18 protein-coding genes are annotated in these 18,759 nt (G+C 68.4%); 14 read left to right on the top strand and 4 right to left on the bottom strand.

From position 1 onward, the window contains the following. Nucleotides 1–11: 11 nt before the first annotated feature. Nucleotides 12–581 carry a DUF2585 domain-containing protein gene (locus TSB10GB4_RS15110; RefSeq protein WP_186396386.1) on the bottom strand — a complete coding sequence of 190 codons (570 nt, stop codon included), beginning with the start codon at nt 579–581 and terminating at the stop codon, nt 12–14. A 198-nt stretch (nt 582–779) separates the two neighbouring features. Here TSB10GB4_RS15110 and TSB10GB4_RS15105 point away from each other — a divergent pair, with 198 nt between their 5' ends. The 8 genes from TSB10GB4_RS15105 (at nt 780) to TSB10GB4_RS15070 (ending at nt 8,079) form a co-directional block, all read left to right on the top strand. Then, on the top strand, nt 780–2,420 hold the full coding sequence (locus TSB10GB4_RS15105) for a peptide chain release factor 3 (protein ID WP_186396385.1): 1,641 nt from the start codon (nt 780–782) through the stop codon (nt 2,418–2,420). Between the two features lie 216 nt (nt 2,421–2,636). Next, nucleotides 2,637–3,146: an NUDIX hydrolase gene (locus TSB10GB4_RS15100; RefSeq protein WP_186396384.1), complete on the top strand. Its 510-nt coding sequence runs from the start codon at nt 2,637–2,639 to the stop codon at nt 3,144–3,146. A 96-nt stretch (nt 3,147–3,242) separates the two neighbouring features. Further along, on the top strand, nt 3,243–4,739 hold the full coding sequence (locus TSB10GB4_RS15095) for an inorganic phosphate transporter (RefSeq protein ID WP_186396383.1): 1,497 nt from the start codon (nt 3,243–3,245) through the stop codon (nt 4,737–4,739). 135 nt (nt 4,740–4,874) lie between these two features. Beyond that, nucleotides 4,875–6,254 carry a DUF2157 domain-containing protein gene (locus TSB10GB4_RS15090; RefSeq protein ID WP_244570932.1) on the top strand — a complete coding sequence of 460 codons (1,380 nt, stop codon included), beginning with the start codon at nt 4,875–4,877 and terminating at the stop codon, nt 6,252–6,254. Then, complete coding sequence (locus TSB10GB4_RS15085) at nt 6,251–6,805, top strand: GDYXXLXY domain-containing protein (protein WP_186396381.1); 555 nt, start codon at nt 6,251–6,253, stop codon at nt 6,803–6,805. The genes TSB10GB4_RS15090 and TSB10GB4_RS15085 overlap by 4 nt, the downstream gene beginning before the upstream one ends. Before the next feature lie 151 nt (nt 6,806–6,956). After that, entirely contained in the window at nt 6,957–7,397 is a 441-nt protein-coding gene (locus tag TSB10GB4_RS15080) for an Rrf2 family transcriptional regulator (protein ID WP_186386705.1), read from the top strand. After that, on the top strand, nt 7,394–7,849 hold the full coding sequence (locus TSB10GB4_RS15075) for a group III truncated hemoglobin (RefSeq protein WP_186396380.1): 456 nt from the start codon (nt 7,394–7,396) through the stop codon (nt 7,847–7,849). Before TSB10GB4_RS15080 ends, TSB10GB4_RS15075 begins: the two co-directional genes overlap by 4 nt. After that, nucleotides 7,846–8,079, top strand: a complete 234-nt coding sequence (locus tag TSB10GB4_RS15070; RefSeq protein ID WP_186396379.1) for a hypothetical protein — start codon at nt 7,846–7,848, stop codon at nt 8,077–8,079. The genes TSB10GB4_RS15075 and TSB10GB4_RS15070 overlap by 4 nt, the downstream gene beginning before the upstream one ends. 132 nt (nt 8,080–8,211) lie before the next feature. Here the strand turns inward: TSB10GB4_RS15070 and TSB10GB4_RS15065 are convergent, their stop codons facing one another. Continuing rightward, entirely contained in the window at nt 8,212–10,032 is a 1,821-nt protein-coding gene (locus TSB10GB4_RS15065) for an ABC-F family ATP-binding cassette domain-containing protein (RefSeq protein ID WP_186396378.1), read from the bottom strand. A gap of 170 nt (nt 10,033–10,202) precedes the next feature. Further along, entirely contained in the window at nt 10,203–10,922 is a 720-nt protein-coding gene (locus tag TSB10GB4_RS15060; protein ID WP_208984828.1) for a FadR/GntR family transcriptional regulator, read from the bottom strand. A 253-nt stretch (nt 10,923–11,175) separates the two neighbouring features. Between TSB10GB4_RS15060 and TSB10GB4_RS15055 the strand changes: the two genes are divergently transcribed. Further along, complete coding sequence (locus tag TSB10GB4_RS15055) at nt 11,176–11,904, top strand: L,D-transpeptidase (RefSeq protein WP_186396376.1); 729 nt, start codon at nt 11,176–11,178, stop codon at nt 11,902–11,904. Nucleotides 11,905–11,975: 71 nt separating this feature from the next. On the opposite strand, the gene TSB10GB4_RS15050 is transcribed toward TSB10GB4_RS15055, so the two are convergent. Beyond that, entirely contained in the window at nt 11,976–12,683 is a 708-nt protein-coding gene (locus TSB10GB4_RS15050) for a GntR family transcriptional regulator (RefSeq protein WP_186396375.1), read from the bottom strand. 177 nt (nt 12,684–12,860) lie between these two features. Between TSB10GB4_RS15050 and dctP the strand changes: the two genes are divergently transcribed. From dctP to TSB10GB4_RS15025, 5 genes are all read left to right on the top strand, one after another. Then, nucleotides 12,861–13,865, top strand: coding sequence for a TRAP transporter substrate-binding protein DctP (gene dctP / locus TSB10GB4_RS15045; RefSeq protein ID WP_186386712.1), 1,005 nt, complete (start codon nt 12,861–12,863; stop codon nt 13,863–13,865). A 167-nt stretch (nt 13,866–14,032) separates the two neighbouring features. Next, a complete protein-coding gene (locus tag TSB10GB4_RS15040; protein ID WP_186396374.1) occupies nt 14,033–14,518 on the top strand; it encodes a TRAP transporter small permease subunit in 486 nt (161 codons plus the stop codon). Then, nucleotides 14,515–15,831 (top strand): TRAP transporter large permease, encoded by a 1,317-nt coding sequence (locus TSB10GB4_RS15035; RefSeq protein WP_186396373.1) that lies wholly within the window; start codon nt 14,515–14,517, stop codon nt 15,829–15,831. Before TSB10GB4_RS15040 ends, TSB10GB4_RS15035 begins: the two co-directional genes overlap by 4 nt. After that, nucleotides 15,828–17,189: a malonyl-CoA decarboxylase gene (locus tag TSB10GB4_RS15030; RefSeq protein WP_186396372.1), complete on the top strand. Its 1,362-nt coding sequence runs from the start codon at nt 15,828–15,830 to the stop codon at nt 17,187–17,189. Before TSB10GB4_RS15035 ends, TSB10GB4_RS15030 begins: the two co-directional genes overlap by 4 nt. Continuing rightward, nucleotides 17,186–18,703 (top strand): malonyl-CoA synthase, encoded by a 1,518-nt coding sequence (locus TSB10GB4_RS15025; protein ID WP_186396371.1) that lies wholly within the window; start codon nt 17,186–17,188, stop codon nt 18,701–18,703. Before TSB10GB4_RS15030 ends, TSB10GB4_RS15025 begins: the two co-directional genes overlap by 4 nt. Nucleotides 18,704–18,759 lie beyond the last annotated feature (56 nt).

Genomic DNA, 18,759 nt, shown 5'->3' with positions numbered 1-18,759 from the left:
TGTCTCGGCGCTCAGAGCGCCTGCTGCCACTCGCGGATCGCGTCGACCGGCCAGACCAGCATCAGCACGTTGAGGGTGAGATTGTCGCGGATGACGGCGAGCGCGACGAGTTCCATGGCGATCGCCAGCAGCACGGTCACCCAGACCGGCAGCCGCAGCGCCAGCCAGAAGCCGACCAGCATCCATAGGACGTCGAAGACCGAGTTCAACACGCTGTCGCCGGTATAGCCGACGGCGATCGTGCCTTCCCGGTAGCGGTCGATGATCCAGGGGCTGTTCTCGACGATTTCCCATGCCGCCTCGATGAAGATCGAGCCGACCGCCCGCCAGCCCATCGAGAGCCGCGGCGTCAACAGGTGGAACAGCCCGTAGAACAGCATCCCGTGGATGATGTGCGAGGGCGTGTACCAGTCGGAGATATGCTGCGAATTGTCGGAAGAGGAGACGTCGGCGGTCCACAGCTTGATCTCGCCGCAGGTGCAGATCGGCACCCGCCCCATCGCCAGCAGGATGACGGCGGTCAGCACGATCAGCGCCAGCGCGGCGAGAAGGGGCAGGGCGCTTTTTCGCGAAAGCGTCATTAAGGGGTATCCTGCATTGGGGCAGTTGCGGGGTGGACTTCGCTTGAGCCGCCAGCTATGGGCGGTAACGCGGCCATGCGCAAGCGGCACTGGAATTTGCCGGCGCAAGCGATTAGACCTTCGCCCACGAAAGCGGGCCTTCGCCCACGAAAAGCGGGCCGCAATCGGCACCGCGCCACGAAATTCCATGGAGAGCGCATGAGCCTCACCGAAGCCCAGGCCGAAAGCGGCCGGGACACGGCGCCGGACGCGGCAAGCCACCTGTCGCGCCGGACCTTCGCCATCATCTCGCATCCGGACGCCGGCAAGACGACGCTGACGGAAAAGCTGCTGCTCTCCGGCGGCGCCATCCGCGCCGCCGGCCAGGTCCGCGCGCGCGGCGAGCGCCGCCGGGCCCGCTCCGACTGGATGAAGATCGAGCAGGAACGCGGCATCTCGGTCTCCTCCTCGGTCATGACCTTCGAGCGCGACGGCATCACCTTCAACCTGCTCGACACGCCGGGCCACGAGGACTTTTCCGAGGACACCTACCGCACGCTGACCGCCGTCGACGCGGCGATCATGGTCATTGACGCGGCCAAGGGCATCGAGACGCAGACGCGCAAGCTGTTCGAGGTTTGCCGCCTGCGCGACATCCCGATCATCACCTTCGTCAACAAGATCGACCGCGAGGGCCGCCATCCGCTGGAGGCGCTGGACGAGATCCAGGAGGCGCTGGCCCTCGATGTGGTGCCGATGACCTGGCCGGTCGGCATGGGCTCCGATTTCTTCGGCGTCTATGACTGGCAGGCGAAGCGCTTCCTCACCTCGTCCGAAGGGCGCGGCACCCGCTTCGACAGCGCCGTCGACGTCGCCGGCCTCGACGATCCGGCACTCACCGACCGGGTGTTCCCGACCGTGCTCGCCGAGCTTGAGGAGAATGTCGAGCTCGGCTCCGAGGCCTATCCGGCCTTCGACCGCGAGGCCTTCCTGGAAGGCCACATGACGCCGGTCTTCTTCGGCTCGGCGCTGCGCGACTACGGCATCGAGGAGATCATCCAGTTCATCGCCCGTTTCGGCCCGGCGCCCCATGCCCAGCCGGCGACGACCCGCGTCATCCGCCCGGAAGAGCCGAAGGTGACCGGCTTCGTCTTCAAGGTGCAGGCCAACATGGACCCCAAGCACCGCGACCGCATCGCCTTCGTGCGCCTGTGCTCGGGCGTCTTCCGGCGCGGCATGAAGCTGAAGCATGTGCGCGCCAACAAGACCATCGCCGTCTCCGCGCCGATCTTCTTCTTCGCCGAGGAGCGCGAGCTTGCCGAGACCGCCTATCCGGGCGATGTCATCGGCGTGCCCAACCATGGTCAGCTCCGCGTCGGCGACACCTTGAGCGAGGGCGAGGAGATCCACGTCATCGGCCTGCCGGCCTTCGCGCCGGAAGTGCTGCGGCGCGTGCGCCTTGCCGACACGATGCGCGTCAAGCAGATGCGCCAGGGGTTGATGGATCTGGCCGAGGAAGGCCTCGTGCAGATCTTCAAGCCGCAGATCGGCTCCAACTGGATCGTCGGCGTCGTCGGCGTGCTGCAGCTCGATGTGGTGGTCGACCGCCTGCGCAACGAATATGCGACGGAAATCGGCTTCGAGGCCGCGCCCTACAGCACCGCGCGCTGGATCGAATGCGACGACGAGCTCAAGCTGCGCAAGTTCCTGGAATCCAACCCGTCCAGCGTTGCCCAGGACCGCGACGACCGGCCCGTTTACCTTTTCAAGAACTCTTGGGAGGTAAATTACGTTGGAGAGAAGAATCCGGATATCCGCTTCCGCGAGACCCGCGAGATCGTGCATACTCCCGAAGGATAGTCCGGTCGGCGGACCGGGACGGACGCGGCGCGGCGGACGACTGGCCTGAGGGATCGGCTGAGGGATCGCAGGCGAGTGAAAAGGCGTAATATGTGCGCCTTTTTCTTGCAATGCACAGCGATGCATCCTATCTAGAAACGAAGCCTCGTTATTTCGACGGCTTCCTGATTCTATGCGATTCGTCAAAGGCTAAGTGATCGAAGGGGGCTTGTTGCCATGGCCCTGGCAGTTCCGACCGTATCCAAGGCGCCCGCGCGCATCTCCCGCGTGATCGAGACCCTGCGCCTGTGGCTCGGCGGCAAGCCGGAGGCGGTGCAGGTCGCGGCCCTTCCCTGGCGGCGCGATGGCGAGGGGCGTCTGCAGGTTCTGCTGGCCACCAGCCGCGACACCGGGCGTTGGGTCCTGCCCAAGGGCTGGCCGCAGAAGGGCCGCTCGCTGAGCGAGACGGCGGCCGCGGAAGCCTGGGAGGAGGCGGGCCTGTCCGGCCGGGTCGGCAGCGAGCCGCTCGGCAGCTATTCCTATCGCAAGCTTCTCGACAATGGGCTGCGCCGCCGCGTGCGCGTGCAGGTGTTTCCGCTGGCTGTCGCCGGCGCGGCGCAGGACTGGCCGGAAAAGGGACAGCGCGAACTGCGCTGGTTCGATCCGGCGGAGGCCGCCCGCAATGTCCACGAGCCGGAGCTGTCCCGCCTGCTTGGCAATGCCCGGCTGCTGGAGGAGTTGCGGTGAGGCGCGTCCGCGCCTGCGGGGGCGGGGGACGCACTTGCTGCCACGGTTGATCGCGGACGTCGCCAAATCGTCATTTGCCGGGCGCAGCATGGCGCCATGAGCGACAGGACCCCCGCCAGGATCCGCACCACCCTCGACAAGGACCTCGACAAGTTCACCTATGTCGAGGAAGCGACCAGCTATCTCTCGCGCTCCTATGTGACGCTCGGCTTCGGCGTTCTCTTCCTCGTCCTCGTCGGCTGTCTCGCCGCCTTGCTGCTGTCGGAGACCTCGCACTGGTTCCTGCTGACCGCGGCCGTGGTGCTTGGCGGCTACATGGCGCTCAACATCGGCGCCAACGATGTCGCCAACAACATGGGGCCGGCGGTCGGCGCGCGCGTGCTGACCATGGGCAGCGCCCTCGTGCTGGCGGCCCTGTGCGAGAGCGCCGGCGCGCTGCTGGCCGGCTCCGGTGTCGTTTCGACCATTTCCTCCGGCATCGTCTCGGCCGACCAGTTCGCCCGGCCGCAGGATTTTCCGCTGGCCATGCTCGCCGCGCTCGTCGCCGCCGCCCTGTGGATCAATCTCGCCACCATGATCGGCGCTCCGGTGTCGACCACCCATGCGGTGGTCGGAGCGGTGGTGGGCGCCGGGCTGGTTGCGGCCGGCACCGTGGCGCTCGACGGGCTGACGCTGACGGCGATCGCCGCCGGCTGGCTGGTCTCGCCGGTGCTGGGCGGCGTTGCGGCGGCGCTGCTGCTGGCCTTCATCAAGACCTTCATCCTGCGCAGGAGCGACCGCCTCGCGGCGGCCCGGCGCTGGCTGCCGGCGATCTTCGCGGCGATGGCCGGCACGTTCACGCTCTATCTGATCCTGGTCGGATTGCCGGCCCTGCGCGGTGCCGGCGCCCTGCCGGTCCTCGGCCTTGGCGCCGTGGCCGCCGGGCTTGCCTATGCGATCTCGCGCCCGGCGGTGATCCGGGCGGCGCGGGGGCTCGACGACAGGAACCAGTCGCTGCGCCATCTCTTCCGGCCGCCTCTGGTCGTTGCGGCGGCGATCCTCTCCTTTGCCCACGGCGCCAACGATGTCGCCAACGCGGTCGGGCCGGTGGCCGCCATCTTCTCCGCTCTTGGCGAGGACGGGGTCGGAGCGCCCGACGGCGTGCTGCTGCTGCCGGTGCTGGTGGTCGGGGCGCTCGGGATCTCGCTCGGCCTGCTGCTGTTCGGGCCGCGCCTCGTGCGCATGGTCGGCGAGCGCATCACCCGCCTCAACCCGATCCGCGCCTTCTGCGTGCTGCTGGCAACCGCCGCCACGGTGCTGCTCGCCAGCGCCGCCGGCCTGCCGATCTCCTCGACCCATACGGCGGTCGGCGCGGTGTTCGGCGTCGGCTTCTACCGCGAATGGTACATGAACCGGGAGCGCCGCGCACGGGCAGCGGCCAATCCCGCCGACCTGCTCGCCCGGCCCGAGGCGGGCGAGGCCGCCGACATCCGCCGGCGCATGCTGGTCCGCCGCGCCCATGTGCTGACCATCGTCAGCGCCTGGATGGTCACGGTTCCGGCCAGCGGGTCGCTCGCCGTCCTCGTCTGGTTCGTCCTGTCGGCGGCCTTGTGAGCGCTGGACGGGACCGCGGGCCGGCCGTTGCCGCGCGCGTGCGCGACCCGTTGCGACTTGACGGGCGGGGCGATCCGTCCTCATGAAGGTCCGACGACCGCGATCCTCACTCCCGACGGGAAGGGCTACGACTTGATGAACCGTGCAGGCTACCTGAAGCAGCTCGAAACGGATCTTGCCCGCTGGGCCGCCAATGGCTGGATCGGCACCGAGGGCCTGGCGAAGATCCGGGCGGAGATCGGCGAGGCGCCGTCCGGCTGGTCGCGCCTTCCCGCGCTGTTCGCCGGCATCGGCACCATCTGCCTCGCGCTTGCGGTCGCCGCCTTCGTCGCCGCCAACTGGGAGGTGATCCCGCGCGCGGTCAAGCTGGTCGGCATCGCGGCGCTGCTGCTGGCCGCCCATGGCTTTGCCGCCGCCATGGCGGCGCGGGGCCTGCGCGCGGTCGCCGACCTTGCGACCATGTTCGCAACCCTCGTCTTCGTCTGCGGCCTCGCTCTCGTCGGGCAGATCTATCATCTGCCCTCGGACTGGCCGGGCGGCGCCCTGCTGGTTGCCTGCGGCGCCCTGGCGGCTGCCTGGCTCTGCGGCTCGCGGGCCTCGCTGGTGGCGGCGGCGGTGGCGTCCCTTGCCTGGCTGTGGTGGATCGGCGACCCGCCGCGCCCGACATGGGCGCAGGTCGCCATTGCCCTGGCCCTGCTGCTGGCCTGCCTCCTCCATGTGGCGCGCATGACCTCCTTTGCCGGCCGCTGGTCGGTGCTGCTGCTGTTCGCGGGCATCTATGGCTGGCTCTTCGCCGCCTGGCTCGACACCAATTACCTGCTGTCCTCCAGCGACATGGAATTCTCGATCCTGCCGATGGGCACGGCGTTCGGCGCCTTGCTGGCGGTCTGGGGCTATGTCCTGTCCGGCGCCGAGCACGGGGCGGCCGAGCACGGGGCGGCCGAGCACCTGGTGGCCGGTCGCCGCGCGGATCTGGTGGCGCTCGCCCAGTCGGCCACCGGCTTCGGCGTTCTGGTCCTGGTCGGCACCGTCGTGCTGACGCTGGTCATCGGCTTCACCGAGACCGCATCGGCTGAGGTCGCCACCGAGATCCCGCATGTCTGGCCGCTGCACCTGACCCTCGCGGTCATGCTTGCCGGCCTCGTCTGGCAGGGCGTGTCGTCGCCCGAATCGCGGCCGCTGCGCACGGTCGCGGCGGCGGCGGTGCTTGCGGCGGCGTCTCCGTTCGTGCTGATCTTCCTGCCGGGCGACACGGTGCTGCTCGCCGCGCTCACCCTGGCCGCGCTGGTTGCGGTCAGCGCCGCCGGCTCTGTCGCCTCGCTTTCGGCCTGGAGCTTCGCCGGCAATTTCGGCCTCGCGGTCGCGCTGCTCTTCCTGCTCTACGAGACCGTCGGCTCGCTGCTCGGCCAGTCGGTGTTCTTCTTTGTCGCCGGCCTGCTGCTGGTGGCGGTGGCGATCGTTTCCGCAAGGCGCCTCAGAAAACGGGCCGCAGCCACCGGGGAGGGCGGACGATGAGCGCGCTTCTTGCCTCTCCCTGGGCCCGCTGGGGTCTTGCCGCCGTGCTGCAACTGGTGCTGATCGGCCTGCCGCTTGCCGACCGTCTGCAGGTGCATTGGTTCGGGCGCGAGGTCACCCTGGCGCTGCGTCCCATCGACCCGCGCGACCTGCTGCGCGGCGACTATGTCATCCTCAACCCCGAGATAGGGCAGGTCCAGCTCGAGACCGGCATGCCGCAGGGCCTTGCGAGCGGCGATGAGGTCTGGGTGGTGGTGGAGCCGGACGATGAGGGAATTTCCCGCGCCGTTGCCGTGCTGTCGGCGCCGCCCGGCGATGGCCGCATCGCCCTGAAGGGGCGGGTCACCGGTGTGCCCGCATCGGCCTCAGGCGCGCTGCGCGTCGACTACGGCCTCGAAACCTTCTTCGTGCCGGAGGGGCAGGGGATCGAGATCGAGCGGATGCCGGCCGACCGCGTCCGTCTGGTGGTGGCCGTCGCCGACGATGGCCGTTCGGCGCCGCTGCGCCTGATGGCGGATGGCGAGGTGCTGCTCAAGGACAGCGCCTTCTGACCACGGCCGGCGGCCTGCTCCAGTTCCCGGCTCCCCGGTTCGCCGCTCCCCGGTCGCTTTGTCGCAGCCCGCCTCGGCCCCTTTTCGGGGCGGAGCGCGTTGAACCGCAGGGCTAAAACAGGTATATGAAATGCATCTTATGGAGAGATGCATGCGCCTGACCCTGCAGACCGACTACGCCCTGCGCATGATGATGCATCTTGCCGTCATGGACGGCGAGCTCGTCACCATCGGCGATGTGGCCGAGACCTTCCGCATCTCGAAGAACCACCTGATGAAGGTGGCCCAGGCCCTGGCCCATGCCGGGCTGGTCGAGACCGTGCGCGGGCGCAGCGGCGGCCTCAGGCTGGCCCGTCCCGCTGATCGCATCCAGGTCGGCGCGATCGTCCGCCGGCTGGAGCAGCAGATCGCGCTGGTCGACTGCTTTCCCGGCGGCAACGGCACCTGCCGCATCACCCCGGCCTGTCAGCTCAAGCCGGCGCTGTTCCGGGCGCGCGAGGCCTTCTTCGCCGTGCTCGACGAGTACACGATCCACGACCTTGTTTCCGGCAATGCCGGATTGAAGGACATTCTGGTGGGAGAAGCCGCATGAGCGAGATCCGCATCCGCAGCGCCGACGAGCGCCGGACCGAGATCCGGGCCGCCGCGGCGCGGCTCGGCATCGACGACGCCTATATCTCGGTGCTGGTCGACACGTTCTATGCCCGCGTGCGCCGCGATCCCGAACTCGGCCCGATCTTCGAGGCCGAGATCGCCGACGACTGGGAGCCGCACCTGGCGAAGATGAAGGACTTCTGGGCCTCGGTCGCGATGAATGCCGGTCGCTACAGCGGCCGTCCGGTGCCCGCGCATGTCAAGCTGACGGGCCTCGAGCCCCGGCATTTCGCCATCTGGCTCGGCCATTTCGAAGAGGTCCTGAAGGACACCGCCCCGCATCCGGACGCCGTCCCCTATTTCATGGAGCGGGCGCGCCGCATCGCGCAGAGCCTGGAATTCGCCATCTCCGGCCTGCCGCCGATCCTCGCCCAGGGAGAGCGCACATGAGCACCGTCGGCCTCGTCGTCATCGGCGCGGAAGTCGCCACCGTCCTGTTCTTCGCCGTCTATCTCGCGGCGCTCACCGTCGCCCTGCGCGAGGACCGCGCCGCCGGGCGCGTGCCGGTGCTGGACGCGACCGGCCGGGCGCTGTTCCGGGCCGCCAGATACGGCTTCACCATCGGCATCGCGGCGGTGGTCCTTCTCACCCTGTGGAACATCGCGGAGAGCATCGCATGAGCACGCCCATCTGCACGCAAGACACCGCCCGGCCGGTCCTCTGGCCCTGGCTGCTGCTGTGGGGCGCCGCCCCCATGCCGCTCTATATCTGGGCGGCCGTCGCGCTGCTGCTGTAGCGACAAAGCGGCGGGCTCAGTCCGCCGCCTCTTCCTCCGCCAGCATCTCCAGCTCCAGCCAGGTGTCCTCGGCGGCTGCGAGCTTGGTCTGCAATTCGGTGAGCTTGGCCATCAGCGCATCGAAGCGCTTCGGGTCGCGGGCATAGAGGGTCTGGTCCTCCAACTCGCCCTGCAGCTTGCCGATCTCCTTGCCCAGCTTCTCGATCTCCTTCGGCAGGGTCTTGAGCTGGTGCTGCTGGGTGAAGCTCATCCGCGACTTCTTCTTCGCCCGCTCCTCGGCGGGCTTCTCCTTCGCCGCCGCCGGCTTGGCACCGCCCGCATCGCCCGCGCCCTTGCGCGCCGAGACGCCTTCGCCGCGCTGCGCCACCATGTCGGAATAGCCGCCGGCATATTCGCGCCACAGCCCGCCGCCCTCGGCGAAGACCGTCGACGTCGCCACCCGGTCGAGGAAGTCGCGGTCGTGGCTGACCAGGAGCACCGTGCCGGGATAGTCGGACAGCATCTCCTGCAACAGGTCCAGCGTCTCCAGGTCGAGATCGTTGGTCGGCTCGTCGAGCACCAGGAGGTTCGACGAGCGCGCCAGCGCCCGCGCCAGCATCAACCGGCCGCGCTCGCCGCCCGACAGGGCGGCAACCGGCGTGCGCGCCTGCTCGGGCGCGAACAGGAAGTCCTTCATATAGGAGACGACGTGGCGCGGCCCGTCCGGCAGCATCACCGTGTCGCCGCCGCTGCCCGTCAGCACTTCGGCGACGGTGTCCTCGTCCTTCAGCGTCTCGCGCGACTGGTCCATCGTCACCATCGTCAGCCCCGAGCCGAGGATCACCTCGCCGCTGTCGGGCTGCAATTCGCCGGTCAGCAGCTTCAAGAGCGTCGTCTTGCCGGCGCCATTGGCGCCGACGAGCCCGACCCGGTCGCCGCGCAGGATGCGGAGGGAGAAATCCTTCACCACCGGCCCGCTGCCGTAATCCTTGGAGATGCCGCGCGCCTCGATCACCCGCTTGCCGGAGACCTCCATCTCGCCGACCGTCAGCTTGACCGTGCCCTGCGGCCCGCGATGGTCCTTCTTCTGCGCGCGCAGGTCGGCGAGTTCGCGCACCCGGCGCATGTTGCGCTTGCGCCGGGCGGTGACGCCATAGGTCATCCAGTGTTCCTCGCGCTTGATCTTCTGCGCGAGTTTCTGCTGGTCGCGTTCCTCCTGCTCGAACACCTCGTCGCGCCAGGCCTCGAAATGGGCGAAGCCCTTGTCGAGCCTGCGCGCGATGCCCCGGTCGATCCACACGGTGGCGCGGGTGAGATCGGCGAGGAACCGCCGGTCGTGGCTGATCAGGACGATGGCCGAGCGCATCGAGGCGAGCTCGCTCTCCAGCCATTCGATGGCCGGCAGGTCGAGATGGTTGGTCGGCTCGTCGAGCAGCAGGATGTCCGGCTCCGGCGCCAGCGTGCGGGCGAGCGCCGCCCGCCGCTTCTCGCCGCCGGAAAGCTGCGCCGGCGCCTCCCGGCCGGTCAGGCCCAGCACGTCGAGCAGATACTGCGCGCGGTACGGGTCGTCGCCCGGCGCCAGCCCGCCGCTGGCATAGTCGAGCACGGTGGCATAGGCGGACAGGTCCGGCTCCTGCGGCAGGTAGCGGATGGTCCGCCCCGGCTGCACGAAGCGCTCGCCGTGATCGGCCTCCACCAGCCCGGCGGCGATCTTCAGCAGCGTCGACTTGCCCGAGCCGTTGCGCCCGACGAGGCCAATGCGCTCGCCTTCGCCGACCTGCAATTCGGCCGAGGTCAGGAGCGGCGTGCCGCCGAAGGTCAGGGCGATGTCGCGAAGGTGGAGAAGGGGAGGGGCCATGGGTGTCCGGGTCGGGGTTGTATCGGAATGTCGGTGCGGGCATGCGCCGGCAGCCTACGGCCGCGCTGCCTGTTGCCTGCGCGGCTCGGCACCGTCCTACAGCATCGGCCGGAAAACCGGAATCGGTTTTCGGACCGCGTGATGCGCAGAGCCGGAGTCGGAAGCCTGTCTCAGTCCAGAGCCTTCACCCGGGTCAGCAGCGCGCGCGTCATTCCCATCAGCTTGCGCATCTCCTCGCGCGCCCGCTCCGGCGCGCGCGCCGCGATCGCGTCCAGCACCTTGGCATGCTGGCCGAGGGCGATCGGGTCGCTGACGCCTGGATGGGAGGTGATGCGGATCGAGGCCCGCAGCGCGTTCTCGATGCAGGCGCCGAGGCCCGACAGCAGCGCATTGCCGCTGGCGGTCAGCATCAGCCGGTGGAAGCGGACATCGGCGGCCTGGGTCGCCGGCGTGCGGTTGCCGTCGGCAAGGCCCATGGCGTCCAGCGCCTCGCGCATTGCCGCGATCTCCTCCTCGCTGGCGTTCTGCGCCGCCAGCGCGGCGGCCTCCGGCTCCACCATCTCGCGGATGCTGACCAGTTCGGCCAGCAACTGGCCCTGCGGCACCACCTTCTGCCGCCAGGTGAGCATCTGGTCGTCCAGATAGTTCCAGTCCAGTTCCGGGCGGACGCTGGTGCCGTGCTTCGGGCGCGAGGTGATCAGCCCCTTGCCGACCAGGATCTGCAGCGCCTCACGCAGGCAGGTGCGGCTGACGCCGAGGCTGCCCAGCAGGTCAGCCTCCGTCGGCAGTGTTCCGCCGGGAGGATAGGTGCCGTCCAGGATCCGCAGCGCGATCGTCTCGGCGACGGTCGACTTCAGGTTGCCGCGCATCGGCGGGGGGACTGCCGGCACGTTGGTCTTGTCTTTGTGCATGGTCCCTGTCGAGCTTGGAGCTTCGCCGTCTATGGCTTCCGCTATTGCATCGGCCAAATCAAGCGAAAGCGGCCGGTCCTCCCGTAGCGGCAGCGTCATCACGCCACATTTATCGGAATTGTGGCCGGCCGTTGCGCGGCTGCACTCGCGAACGGGGCGCCGATCGGATATTGAGGCAGGAGCTTCGCGGGGCGCAGGGCGAAGCACCAGACCGGAGCATGGATTGATACGCATGGACGCCGAAACACCCGACCGCAACCCGATCCGGCTCAGCCGCCGCGCCTTTGTCGTCGGCGCTCCGCTGGCGCTTGCCGCCTGCCAGAGCGACGGCATCGCCACCGCCGGCCTTCCCGTCACCCCGGCCCTCGCCAAGGGACCGCCGCTGCCGGGCGAGGATTTCGACTACGCCTCGGCCTATGCGGCGGTGACCGATTACGACTTCAAGGTTCCCGCGCTTCCCTACAAGAAGTTCGACCGCAAGTTCTGGCGCCAGGTCGTCGACTACGACACCCGCCATCCGGCCGGCACGATCATCGTCGACCCCTACGGCAAATTTCTCTACTGGACCCTGCCGGGCGGCAAGGCGCTGCGCTACGGCATCGGCGTCGGCAAGGCGGGCTTTGCCTGGTCGGGCGAGGCCAAGGTCCGGGTCAAGCGCGTGTGGCCGCTCTGGCGCCCTCCGCGGGAGATGATCGACCGCAATCCGCATCTGGAGAAGTACTGGAAGGACGGCTATCCGCGCGGGCCGCAGAACCCGCTCGGCGCCCGCGCTCTCGACCTGTGGCAGGGCAGCGTCGACACGCTCTACCGCATCCACGGCACCAAGGAGCCGGAAAGCATCGGCCGCAGTGCCTCGTCCGGCTGCATCCGCATGTGGAACCAGGACATCATGGACCTGTTCGAGCGGGTGCCGACCCACACCAATGTGGTGGTGCTGAGCAAGGCGCCGGCCAGCGCCTGAGCCGCATTTACCCCCTGAAGCGGCGCGCCTGCGCCGCCTCTATCCCCTGACGCGGCGCGCCTGCGCCGCCCCTAAGCCATCACGCGGCGCACCTGCGCCGCATCGGCCCGGGCGAGCGAGGCGACGAAGTCGTTGAACCGCTCGCCCTGGATCAGGATGTGCGAGCGCAGCGCGCTTTCCGCCTTGCGGTCGTCGCCGGCCAGGATCGCATCGACGATCGTCTGGTGCTCGCTCAGCGAATTGCCGACCCGGTTGCGCACCCGCAATTGCAGCCGCCGATAGGGCTTCAGTCGGTTCTGCAGTGCCCGCGCCTGTTCGGCGAGGAAGCTGTTGCCGCTGCCGCGATAGATCGTGTCGTGGAACGTCTCGTTGGCATAGAAATAGGCGTCGGGCTCGCCCGCGTCGGCCGCCTGCGTACAGGCCTCATGCGCCGCCAGCAGGTCCCGGTGATCGGCCGCCGTCATCCGCCGGCAGGCCAGCCTTGCGCACATCGCCTCCAGCTCCGCCATTACCTCGAACATCTCGATCAGCCGCGAGACGCCGATCTCCTGGACGAAGGCGCCGCGTCGCGGCCGGATCTCGACCAGGCCGGAGGCGGACAGGGCGATCAGCGCCTCGCGGATCGGTGTGCGCGAGACGTTGAAGCGCTTGGCGAGCGACACCTCGTCGAGCCGGGTTCCGGGGGTGAAAACACCGGTCGCGATGTCGTATTCCAGCGCTTCCCGCAGCACCTGGGCCGTGCGGGGGGCGGGTTTGGGAGTGTTTGGCGAAGCATCCATTCCCGGATTTTATGCAATGATTCCTCTCTTGTATACAAAAACCGTTGACTTGAATGCGCGGACCATGGTCACCTTGAGGAGAGGCGGGCTGCTGTCGCGAAAAAGCGCGGACGCGGGTGCCGTCCGGACATGCAGCCGACCGCCACGCAGAGGGCCGGTCGGCATTGGGAGGAAACAATGTTCAGGAAATTCACCAAGGCCGCTCTCGGCCTGACCACCGCCCTTGCCCTGGCCGTGCCGGCCGCCCATGCCGCCGATGTGGTGCTGAAGGCCTCGCACCAGTGGCCGGGCGGCAAGGGCGACGTGCGCGACGAGATGGTCCAGCTTCTCGCCCGCGAGGTCGCCAACGCCAATGTCGGCATCGAGATCAAGGTCTATCCCGGCCAGTCGCTGTTCAAGGCGAACGAGCAGTGGGGCGCCATGACCAAGGGCCAGCTCGACATCTCCGCCTTCCCGCTCGACTATGCCTCGGGCCGCCATCCGCAGTTTTCGGCGACCTTGATGCCGGGCCTGGTGCGCAACCATGATCGCGCCACCCGCCTCAACACCTCGCCCTTCATGGACGACATCAAGAAGATCGTGAACGATGCCGGCGTCGTCGTCATCGCCGACGCCTGGCTTGCCGGCGGCTTCGCCTCCAAGAAGCAGTGCATCACCTCGCCGGAGAGCATGAAGGGCCAGGTCACCCGTGCTGCCGGTCCGGCTTTCGAGCAGATGCTGGTCGGGGCCGGCGGCTCGATCTCCTCCATGCCGTCCTCGGAGATCTATACCGGCCTGCAGACCGGCGTTCTCGACGCGGCCAACACCTCGTCCGGGTCCTTCGTCTCCTTCCGCCTCTACGAGCAGACCACCTGCCTGACCGCGCCGGGCGCCAATGCCCTGTGGTTCATGTATGAGCCGATCCTGATGTCCAAGCGGAGCTGGGACAAGCTCAACAAGGAGCAGCAGGACGCGCTTCTGGCCGCCGGCAAGGTCGCCGAGGACTATTTCGCGGCCGAGGCCAAGGGGCTGGACGATGCCATGATCAAGGTCTTCAAGGACGCCGGCGTCGAGGTCGTGGAGATGTCGCCGGAGGACTATGACGCCTGGCTCGCCATCGCCAAGGAGACCTCCTACAAGAACTTCTCCGAAAACGTTCCGGGCGGCGAGGAGCTGATCGCCAAGGCCCTGGCGGTCGACTGACCGCCTGACGCCGGCGGCGGCGCGCCGCCGGCATTCGCCCTGCGCGGAGCCGGCCCTGCCGGTCCCGCGCTTTCCAACACCTGCGCTTGCCGACGCCGCCGGCCGTCCCGCCGGCCGGGGAGGGGCTTTGTCCCGGCGGGCGCCGATGCAACCGGAACCCTAAGGCGATGTCCTTCTACATAAACGCGGTTTCGGCCGTCTCGCGCCTCTTCGGAGTGGTCGCGATGCTGCTGACGGCGAGCGCCGCCCTGGTCGTCACCCACATGGTCGTGGTGCGCTACTTTCTCGACGGCTCGACCATCTGGCAGACGGAATACGTGATCTATGCCCTGGTCGCGGCCACCTTCCTCGGCTCACCCTACGTGCTGCTGCACAGGGGCCATGTGAATGTCGACCTGCTGCAACTGCGCGCTGCCCCGGTCGCCCGCCGGGCGATGCAGACCATCTCGGCGCTGGTCGGCATTGCCTTCTGCGCCCTGCTCGCCTGGTCGGGCTGGGAGCATTTCCACGAGGCCTGGTCCTTCGGCTGGCGCACCAGCACCGTGTGGGCCATCCCCTTGTGGATCCCCCTGCTGCCGCTGCCGGTCGGCGTCGGCCTGATGGTGCTGCAATACATTGCCGAAATCATGAAAATTCAGGGAGGCGCGCGATGACGCCCATGCTCTGGGGCGCCGGCGTGCTCGTCTCGCTGCTCGCGCTTCTCGCGGTCGGCACGCCGATCGCCTTCGCCCTCGGCTTCGTCTCGATCATGGCGCTGATCCTCGCCGACGGCTGGGGCAGCGTGTCGATCCTCGGCGAGACCTTCTTCGGCGGCCTGGCCTCCTTCGGCCTGGTGTCGATCCCCATGTTCATCCTGATGGGCGCGGCCGTTGCCTCCTCGCCCGCCGGCAAGGATCTTTACGAGGCGCTCGACCGCTGGCTCAACCGGGTGCCCGGCGGCCTCGTCCTGTCCAACCTCGGCGCCTGCTCGATCTTCGCCGCCCTGTCCGGCTCCTCGCCCGCCACCTGCGCCGCCATCGGCAAGATGGGCATCCCGGAGATGACCAAGCGCGGCTATCCGAACGAGATCGCCGCCGGCTCCATCGCCGCCGGCGGCACGCTCGGCATTCTCATCCCGCCGTCGATCACCATGATCGTCTACGGCATCGCCACCGAGACCTCGATCGGCCGGCTGTTCCTCGCCGGGCTACTGCCGGGCGTGATGCTCACCGCCCTGTTCATGGCCTGGACCATCTACGACTGCCGCCGCCGCGGCGTCGGCCTCGACATGCTCGGCCGCCGCTTCTCGTTCCGCGAGCGTGTCGAGGTGCTGCCGCGCGTGCTGCCGTTCGTCGGCATCATCGTGGCGATCCTCTACGTGCTCTATGGCGGCGTTGCGACCCCGTCGGAGGCGGCCGGCGTCGGCGCGCTGTTCTGCCTGATCTTCGTGGCGCTGATCTACCGGCTGTGGAAGCTGTCGCTCTACAGTTCGCTGTTCCGCGACACGCTGAAGGAAAGCGTCATGATCATGATGATCATCGGCGCCTCGGAACTGTTCTCCTTCGCCCTGTCCTCGCTGTTCATCACCCAGACCATCGCGGAATGGATCGCCGCGCTCGACGTCAACAAATGGGTGCTGATGGCGATCATCAACCTCTTCCTGCTGTTCGCCGGCTTCTTCCTGCCGCCGGTGGCGGTGATCCTGATGACCGCGCCGATCCTGCTGCCGATCATCATCCAGGCGGGCTTCGATCCCTACTGGTTTGCGGTTGTCCTCACCATCAACATGGAGATCGGGTTGATCACCCCGCCGGTCGGGCTCAACCTCTATGTCATCAACGGCATAGCGCCCAGCATCTCGCTTCCTGAGATCCTGCGCGGATCGATCCCCTATGTCGGATGCATGGTTGTCGGTATCGTGTTGCTGTGCCTGATGCCGGAGATCGCGCTCTGGCTTCCGAACCTCGTCATGGGACCCGGCCTATGAGCAGCACCAGCTTCTTCAATGACCTTCTCGCCTCGATCGCCGAGCAGGGACGCCAGCTTCTCGACCTGCGGCGGGACCGCTCGCCGAGCGGCCGGGCGCTCGGCGATCTGTGCGAGGCGCTGCTGTCGGGGCGGGGCGAGGCCTCCGGCGTCGCGTTGGCGCGCGACGTGCTGGCGAGCTACGCGGCGCTGCCGCCGGAGGGGCGGGCCGAGTTCTTCGACGAACTCGCCGCCCGCTTCGGCCCGGACCGCGACAAGGTCGAGGAAGCGGCCCGCGCCGTGCTCGAGGACCCATCGGACGAGGCGCGCCTGCGCCGTCTCCATCGGGTCTCCGAGCCGCGCCGGCAGGAGCTGATCCGCCGGCTCAACCTGGCGCCGGGGGGCACTTCGGCGCTGGTCGGCATGCGGCGCGAGCTGCTGACGGGCCTGCGCGAGCATCCCGGCTGGGCCGATGTCGACCGCGATTTCGAGCACCTGTTCTCGTCCTGGTTCAACCGCGGCTTTCTCGTCATGCGCCGCATCGACTGGTCGACGCCGGCGGTGATCCTGGAGCGGATCATCCGCTACGAGGCGGTGCACGAGATCCGCGACTGGGACGACCTGCGCCGGCGCATCGATGTGCCCGACCGGCGGCTCTATGCCTTCTTCCATCCCGCGCTGGTCGACGATCCGCTGATCTTCGTCGAGGTGGCGCTGATGAGGGCGATCCCCGACGCGGTGCCGCCGATCCTTGCCGAGCAGCGCGAGGGCATCGACGCGGCCGAGGCCAGCACGGCCGTCTTCTATTCCATCTCCAACTGCCAGGAGGGGCTGCGCGGCATCTCCTTCGGCAATTTCCTGATCAAGCAGGTGGTGGAGGAGCTGCGCCGCGACCTGCCGGGGCTGAAGATCTTCGTCACCCTGTCGCCGGTGCCGGGCCTGCGCGCCTGGCTCGGCAAGGCGCTGGCGGAAGAGGGCCATCCGGCGCTCTCCGTCCTGTCGCCGGAGCTGCGCGAGCTCTTGGAAAATGGCGGCGGCGGAGCGCCGCTGCCGGAGGAGGCGCGCGAGCCCCTGCGCGCCCTTTGCGCCCATTACCTGGTGCGCGAGAAGCGTGGCAGCCGGCCGCTCGATCCGGTCGCCCGCTTTCACCTTGGCAATGGCGCGCGGCTGGAGCGCGTCAACTGGCACGCCGATCCCTCGCCCAACGGGTTGCGCCAGTCCTTCGGGCTGATGGTCAACTATCTTTACGACCTCGGCGATATCGAGAAGAACCACGAGGCCTTCGCGGCCCAGGGCACGGTCGCTGCCGCCAGCGCCGTCACCCGACTGCTGAAATCCGTCCCCGAACTCAAGACACAGGCACCGGACCCCGTCGCATGACGCAAGACAATCACCTCTTCTCCCGCATCCGCGCCGCCATCCGCAACGAACAGGCGCCGTTCATCGAAACGCCCTCGGGAGAGGTCATCACCTATGGCGGGCTGCTCGCCCGCTCCGCCGCCTATGCCAATGCGCTCGCTGCCCTCGGCATCATGCCGGGCGACCGCGTCGCCGTACAGGTGGAAAAGTCGGTCGACGCCTTGATGCTCTATCTCGGCACCGTGCGCGCCGGCGCCGTGTTCCTGCCGCTCAACACCGCTTATACCCCGGCCGAGATCGACTATTTCGTTGGCGATGCCGCCCCGGCGCTGCTGGTCTGCGACCCCGCCCGCAAGGAGGCTCTGGCCCCGATCGCCGAGAAGGTCGGCGCCCGGGTCGAGACGCTCGACCCGGATGGGCGCGGCAGCCTCCGCGATGCGGCGGATGCGGCCGCCACCGACTTCGACGATGTCGCCCGCGGCGCCGACGATCTGGCCGCGATCCTCTACACCTCCGGCACCACCGGGCGCTCCAAGGGCGCCATGCTCAGCCACGACAACCTCGCCTCCAACGCCGCCGTTCTCGTCGACGTCTGGCAGTACACGGCGAACGACGTGCTGCTGCATGCCCTGCCGATCTTCCACACCCACGGGCTTTTCGTCGCCACCAACGTGACGCTGCTGGCCGGCGGTTCCATGCTGTTCCTGCCGAAGTTCGACCTCGACCAGATCCTGCGGCTGATGCCGCGCGCCACCACCATGATGGGCGTGCCGACCTTCTACGCCCGCCTGCTCGGCACCGACCGCTTCACCCGCGAGCTCGCCGCCCATATGCGCCTGTTCGTCTCCGGCTCGGCGCCGCTCTCGGCCGAGGTGCACAAGGCCTTCAGCGCCCGCACCGGCCACGCCATCCTCGAGCGCTACGGCATGACCGAGACCAACATGAACACCTCCAACCCCTATGACGGCGACCGCCGTCCGGGCACCGTCGGCTATCCGCTGCCGGGCGTGGACTTGCGCATCGCCGATCCGGACAGCGGCAAGGTGCTGGCTGAGGGCGAGGTCGGCGTCATCGAGGTCAAGGGCCCGAATGTCTTCAAGGGCTACTGGCGGATGCCGGAAAAGACCGCGTCCGAGTTCCGCGAGGACGGCTTCTTCATCACCGGCGACATGGGCCTTATTGACGAGCGCGGCTACGTCTCCATCGTCGGCCGCGCCAAGGACCTGATCATCACCGGCGGCTTCAACGTCTATCCGGCCGAGGTCGAGGCGGCGATCGACGAGATCGAGGGCGTCGCCGAGAGCGCGGTGATCGGCGTGCCGCATGCCGATTTCGGCGAGGGCGTCGTCGCCGTCGTCGCCCCGCACAAGGGCGTGGCGCTGGAGGCGGAGGCGGTGGTCGCCCCGCTCGCCGAGCGTCTTGCCCGCTTCAAGCAGCCGAAGAAGGTCTATGTGCTGCCCGAACTGCCGCGCAACACCATGGGCAAGATCCAGAAGAACGTGCTGCGCGACATGTACAAGGACACGTTCGCCTGAACGTGCCCCGCTGAAGCGGTCGTGACGCGGCCCTGACATGGAAAACCCGGGAGCGT

It is taken from the genome of Stappia sp. TSB10GB4 (assembly GCF_900185745.1).
Classification (GTDB): Bacteria; Pseudomonadota; Alphaproteobacteria; order Rhizobiales; family Stappiaceae; genus Stappia.
This window is presented reverse-complemented; position numbering and strand designations above follow the sequence as displayed.

What these genes read in the sequence shown, in the direction of transcription:
- TSB10GB4_RS15035 (WP_186396373.1), top strand. Translation starts at nt 14,515, where the DNA reads ATGACGCCCATGCTCTGGGGCGCCGGCGTGCTCGTCTCGCTGCTCGCG.
- TSB10GB4_RS15075 (WP_186396380.1), top strand. Translation starts at nt 7,394, where the DNA reads ATGAGCGAGATCCGCATCCGCAGCGCCGACGAGCGCCGGACCGAGATC.
- TSB10GB4_RS15105 (WP_186396385.1), top strand. Translation starts at nt 780, where the DNA reads ATGAGCCTCACCGAAGCCCAGGCCGAAAGCGGCCGGGACACGGCGCCG.
- TSB10GB4_RS15070 (WP_186396379.1), top strand. Translation starts at nt 7,846, where the DNA reads ATGAGCACCGTCGGCCTCGTCGTCATCGGCGCGGAAGTCGCCACCGTC.
- TSB10GB4_RS15030 (WP_186396372.1), top strand. Translation starts at nt 15,828, where the DNA reads ATGAGCAGCACCAGCTTCTTCAATGACCTTCTCGCCTCGATCGCCGAG.
- TSB10GB4_RS15025 (WP_186396371.1), top strand. Translation starts at nt 17,186, where the DNA reads ATGACGCAAGACAATCACCTCTTCTCCCGCATCCGCGCCGCCATCCGC.
- TSB10GB4_RS15110 (WP_186396386.1), bottom strand. Translation starts at nt 581, where the DNA reads ATGACGCTTTCGCGAAAAAGCGCCCTGCCCCTTCTCGCCGCGCTGGCG.
- TSB10GB4_RS15080 (WP_186386705.1), top strand. Translation starts at nt 6,957, where the DNA reads ATGCGCCTGACCCTGCAGACCGACTACGCCCTGCGCATGATGATGCAT.
- TSB10GB4_RS15095 (WP_186396383.1), top strand. Translation starts at nt 3,243, where the DNA reads ATGAGCGACAGGACCCCCGCCAGGATCCGCACCACCCTCGACAAGGAC.
- TSB10GB4_RS15100 (WP_186396384.1), top strand. Translation starts at nt 2,637, where the DNA reads ATGGCCCTGGCAGTTCCGACCGTATCCAAGGCGCCCGCGCGCATCTCC.
- TSB10GB4_RS15055 (WP_186396376.1), top strand. Translation starts at nt 11,176, where the DNA reads ATGGACGCCGAAACACCCGACCGCAACCCGATCCGGCTCAGCCGCCGC.
- TSB10GB4_RS15085 (WP_186396381.1), top strand. Translation starts at nt 6,251, where the DNA reads ATGAGCGCGCTTCTTGCCTCTCCCTGGGCCCGCTGGGGTCTTGCCGCC.
- TSB10GB4_RS15040 (WP_186396374.1), top strand. Translation starts at nt 14,033, where the DNA reads ATGTCCTTCTACATAAACGCGGTTTCGGCCGTCTCGCGCCTCTTCGGA.
- dctP (WP_186386712.1), top strand. Translation starts at nt 12,861, where the DNA reads ATGTTCAGGAAATTCACCAAGGCCGCTCTCGGCCTGACCACCGCCCTT.
- TSB10GB4_RS15065 (WP_186396378.1), bottom strand. Translation starts at nt 10,032, where the DNA reads ATGGCCCCTCCCCTTCTCCACCTTCGCGACATCGCCCTGACCTTCGGC.
- TSB10GB4_RS15090 (WP_244570932.1), top strand. Translation starts at nt 4,875, where the DNA reads ATGAACCGTGCAGGCTACCTGAAGCAGCTCGAAACGGATCTTGCCCGC.
- TSB10GB4_RS15050 (WP_186396375.1), bottom strand. Translation starts at nt 12,683, where the DNA reads ATGGATGCTTCGCCAAACACTCCCAAACCCGCCCCCCGCACGGCCCAG.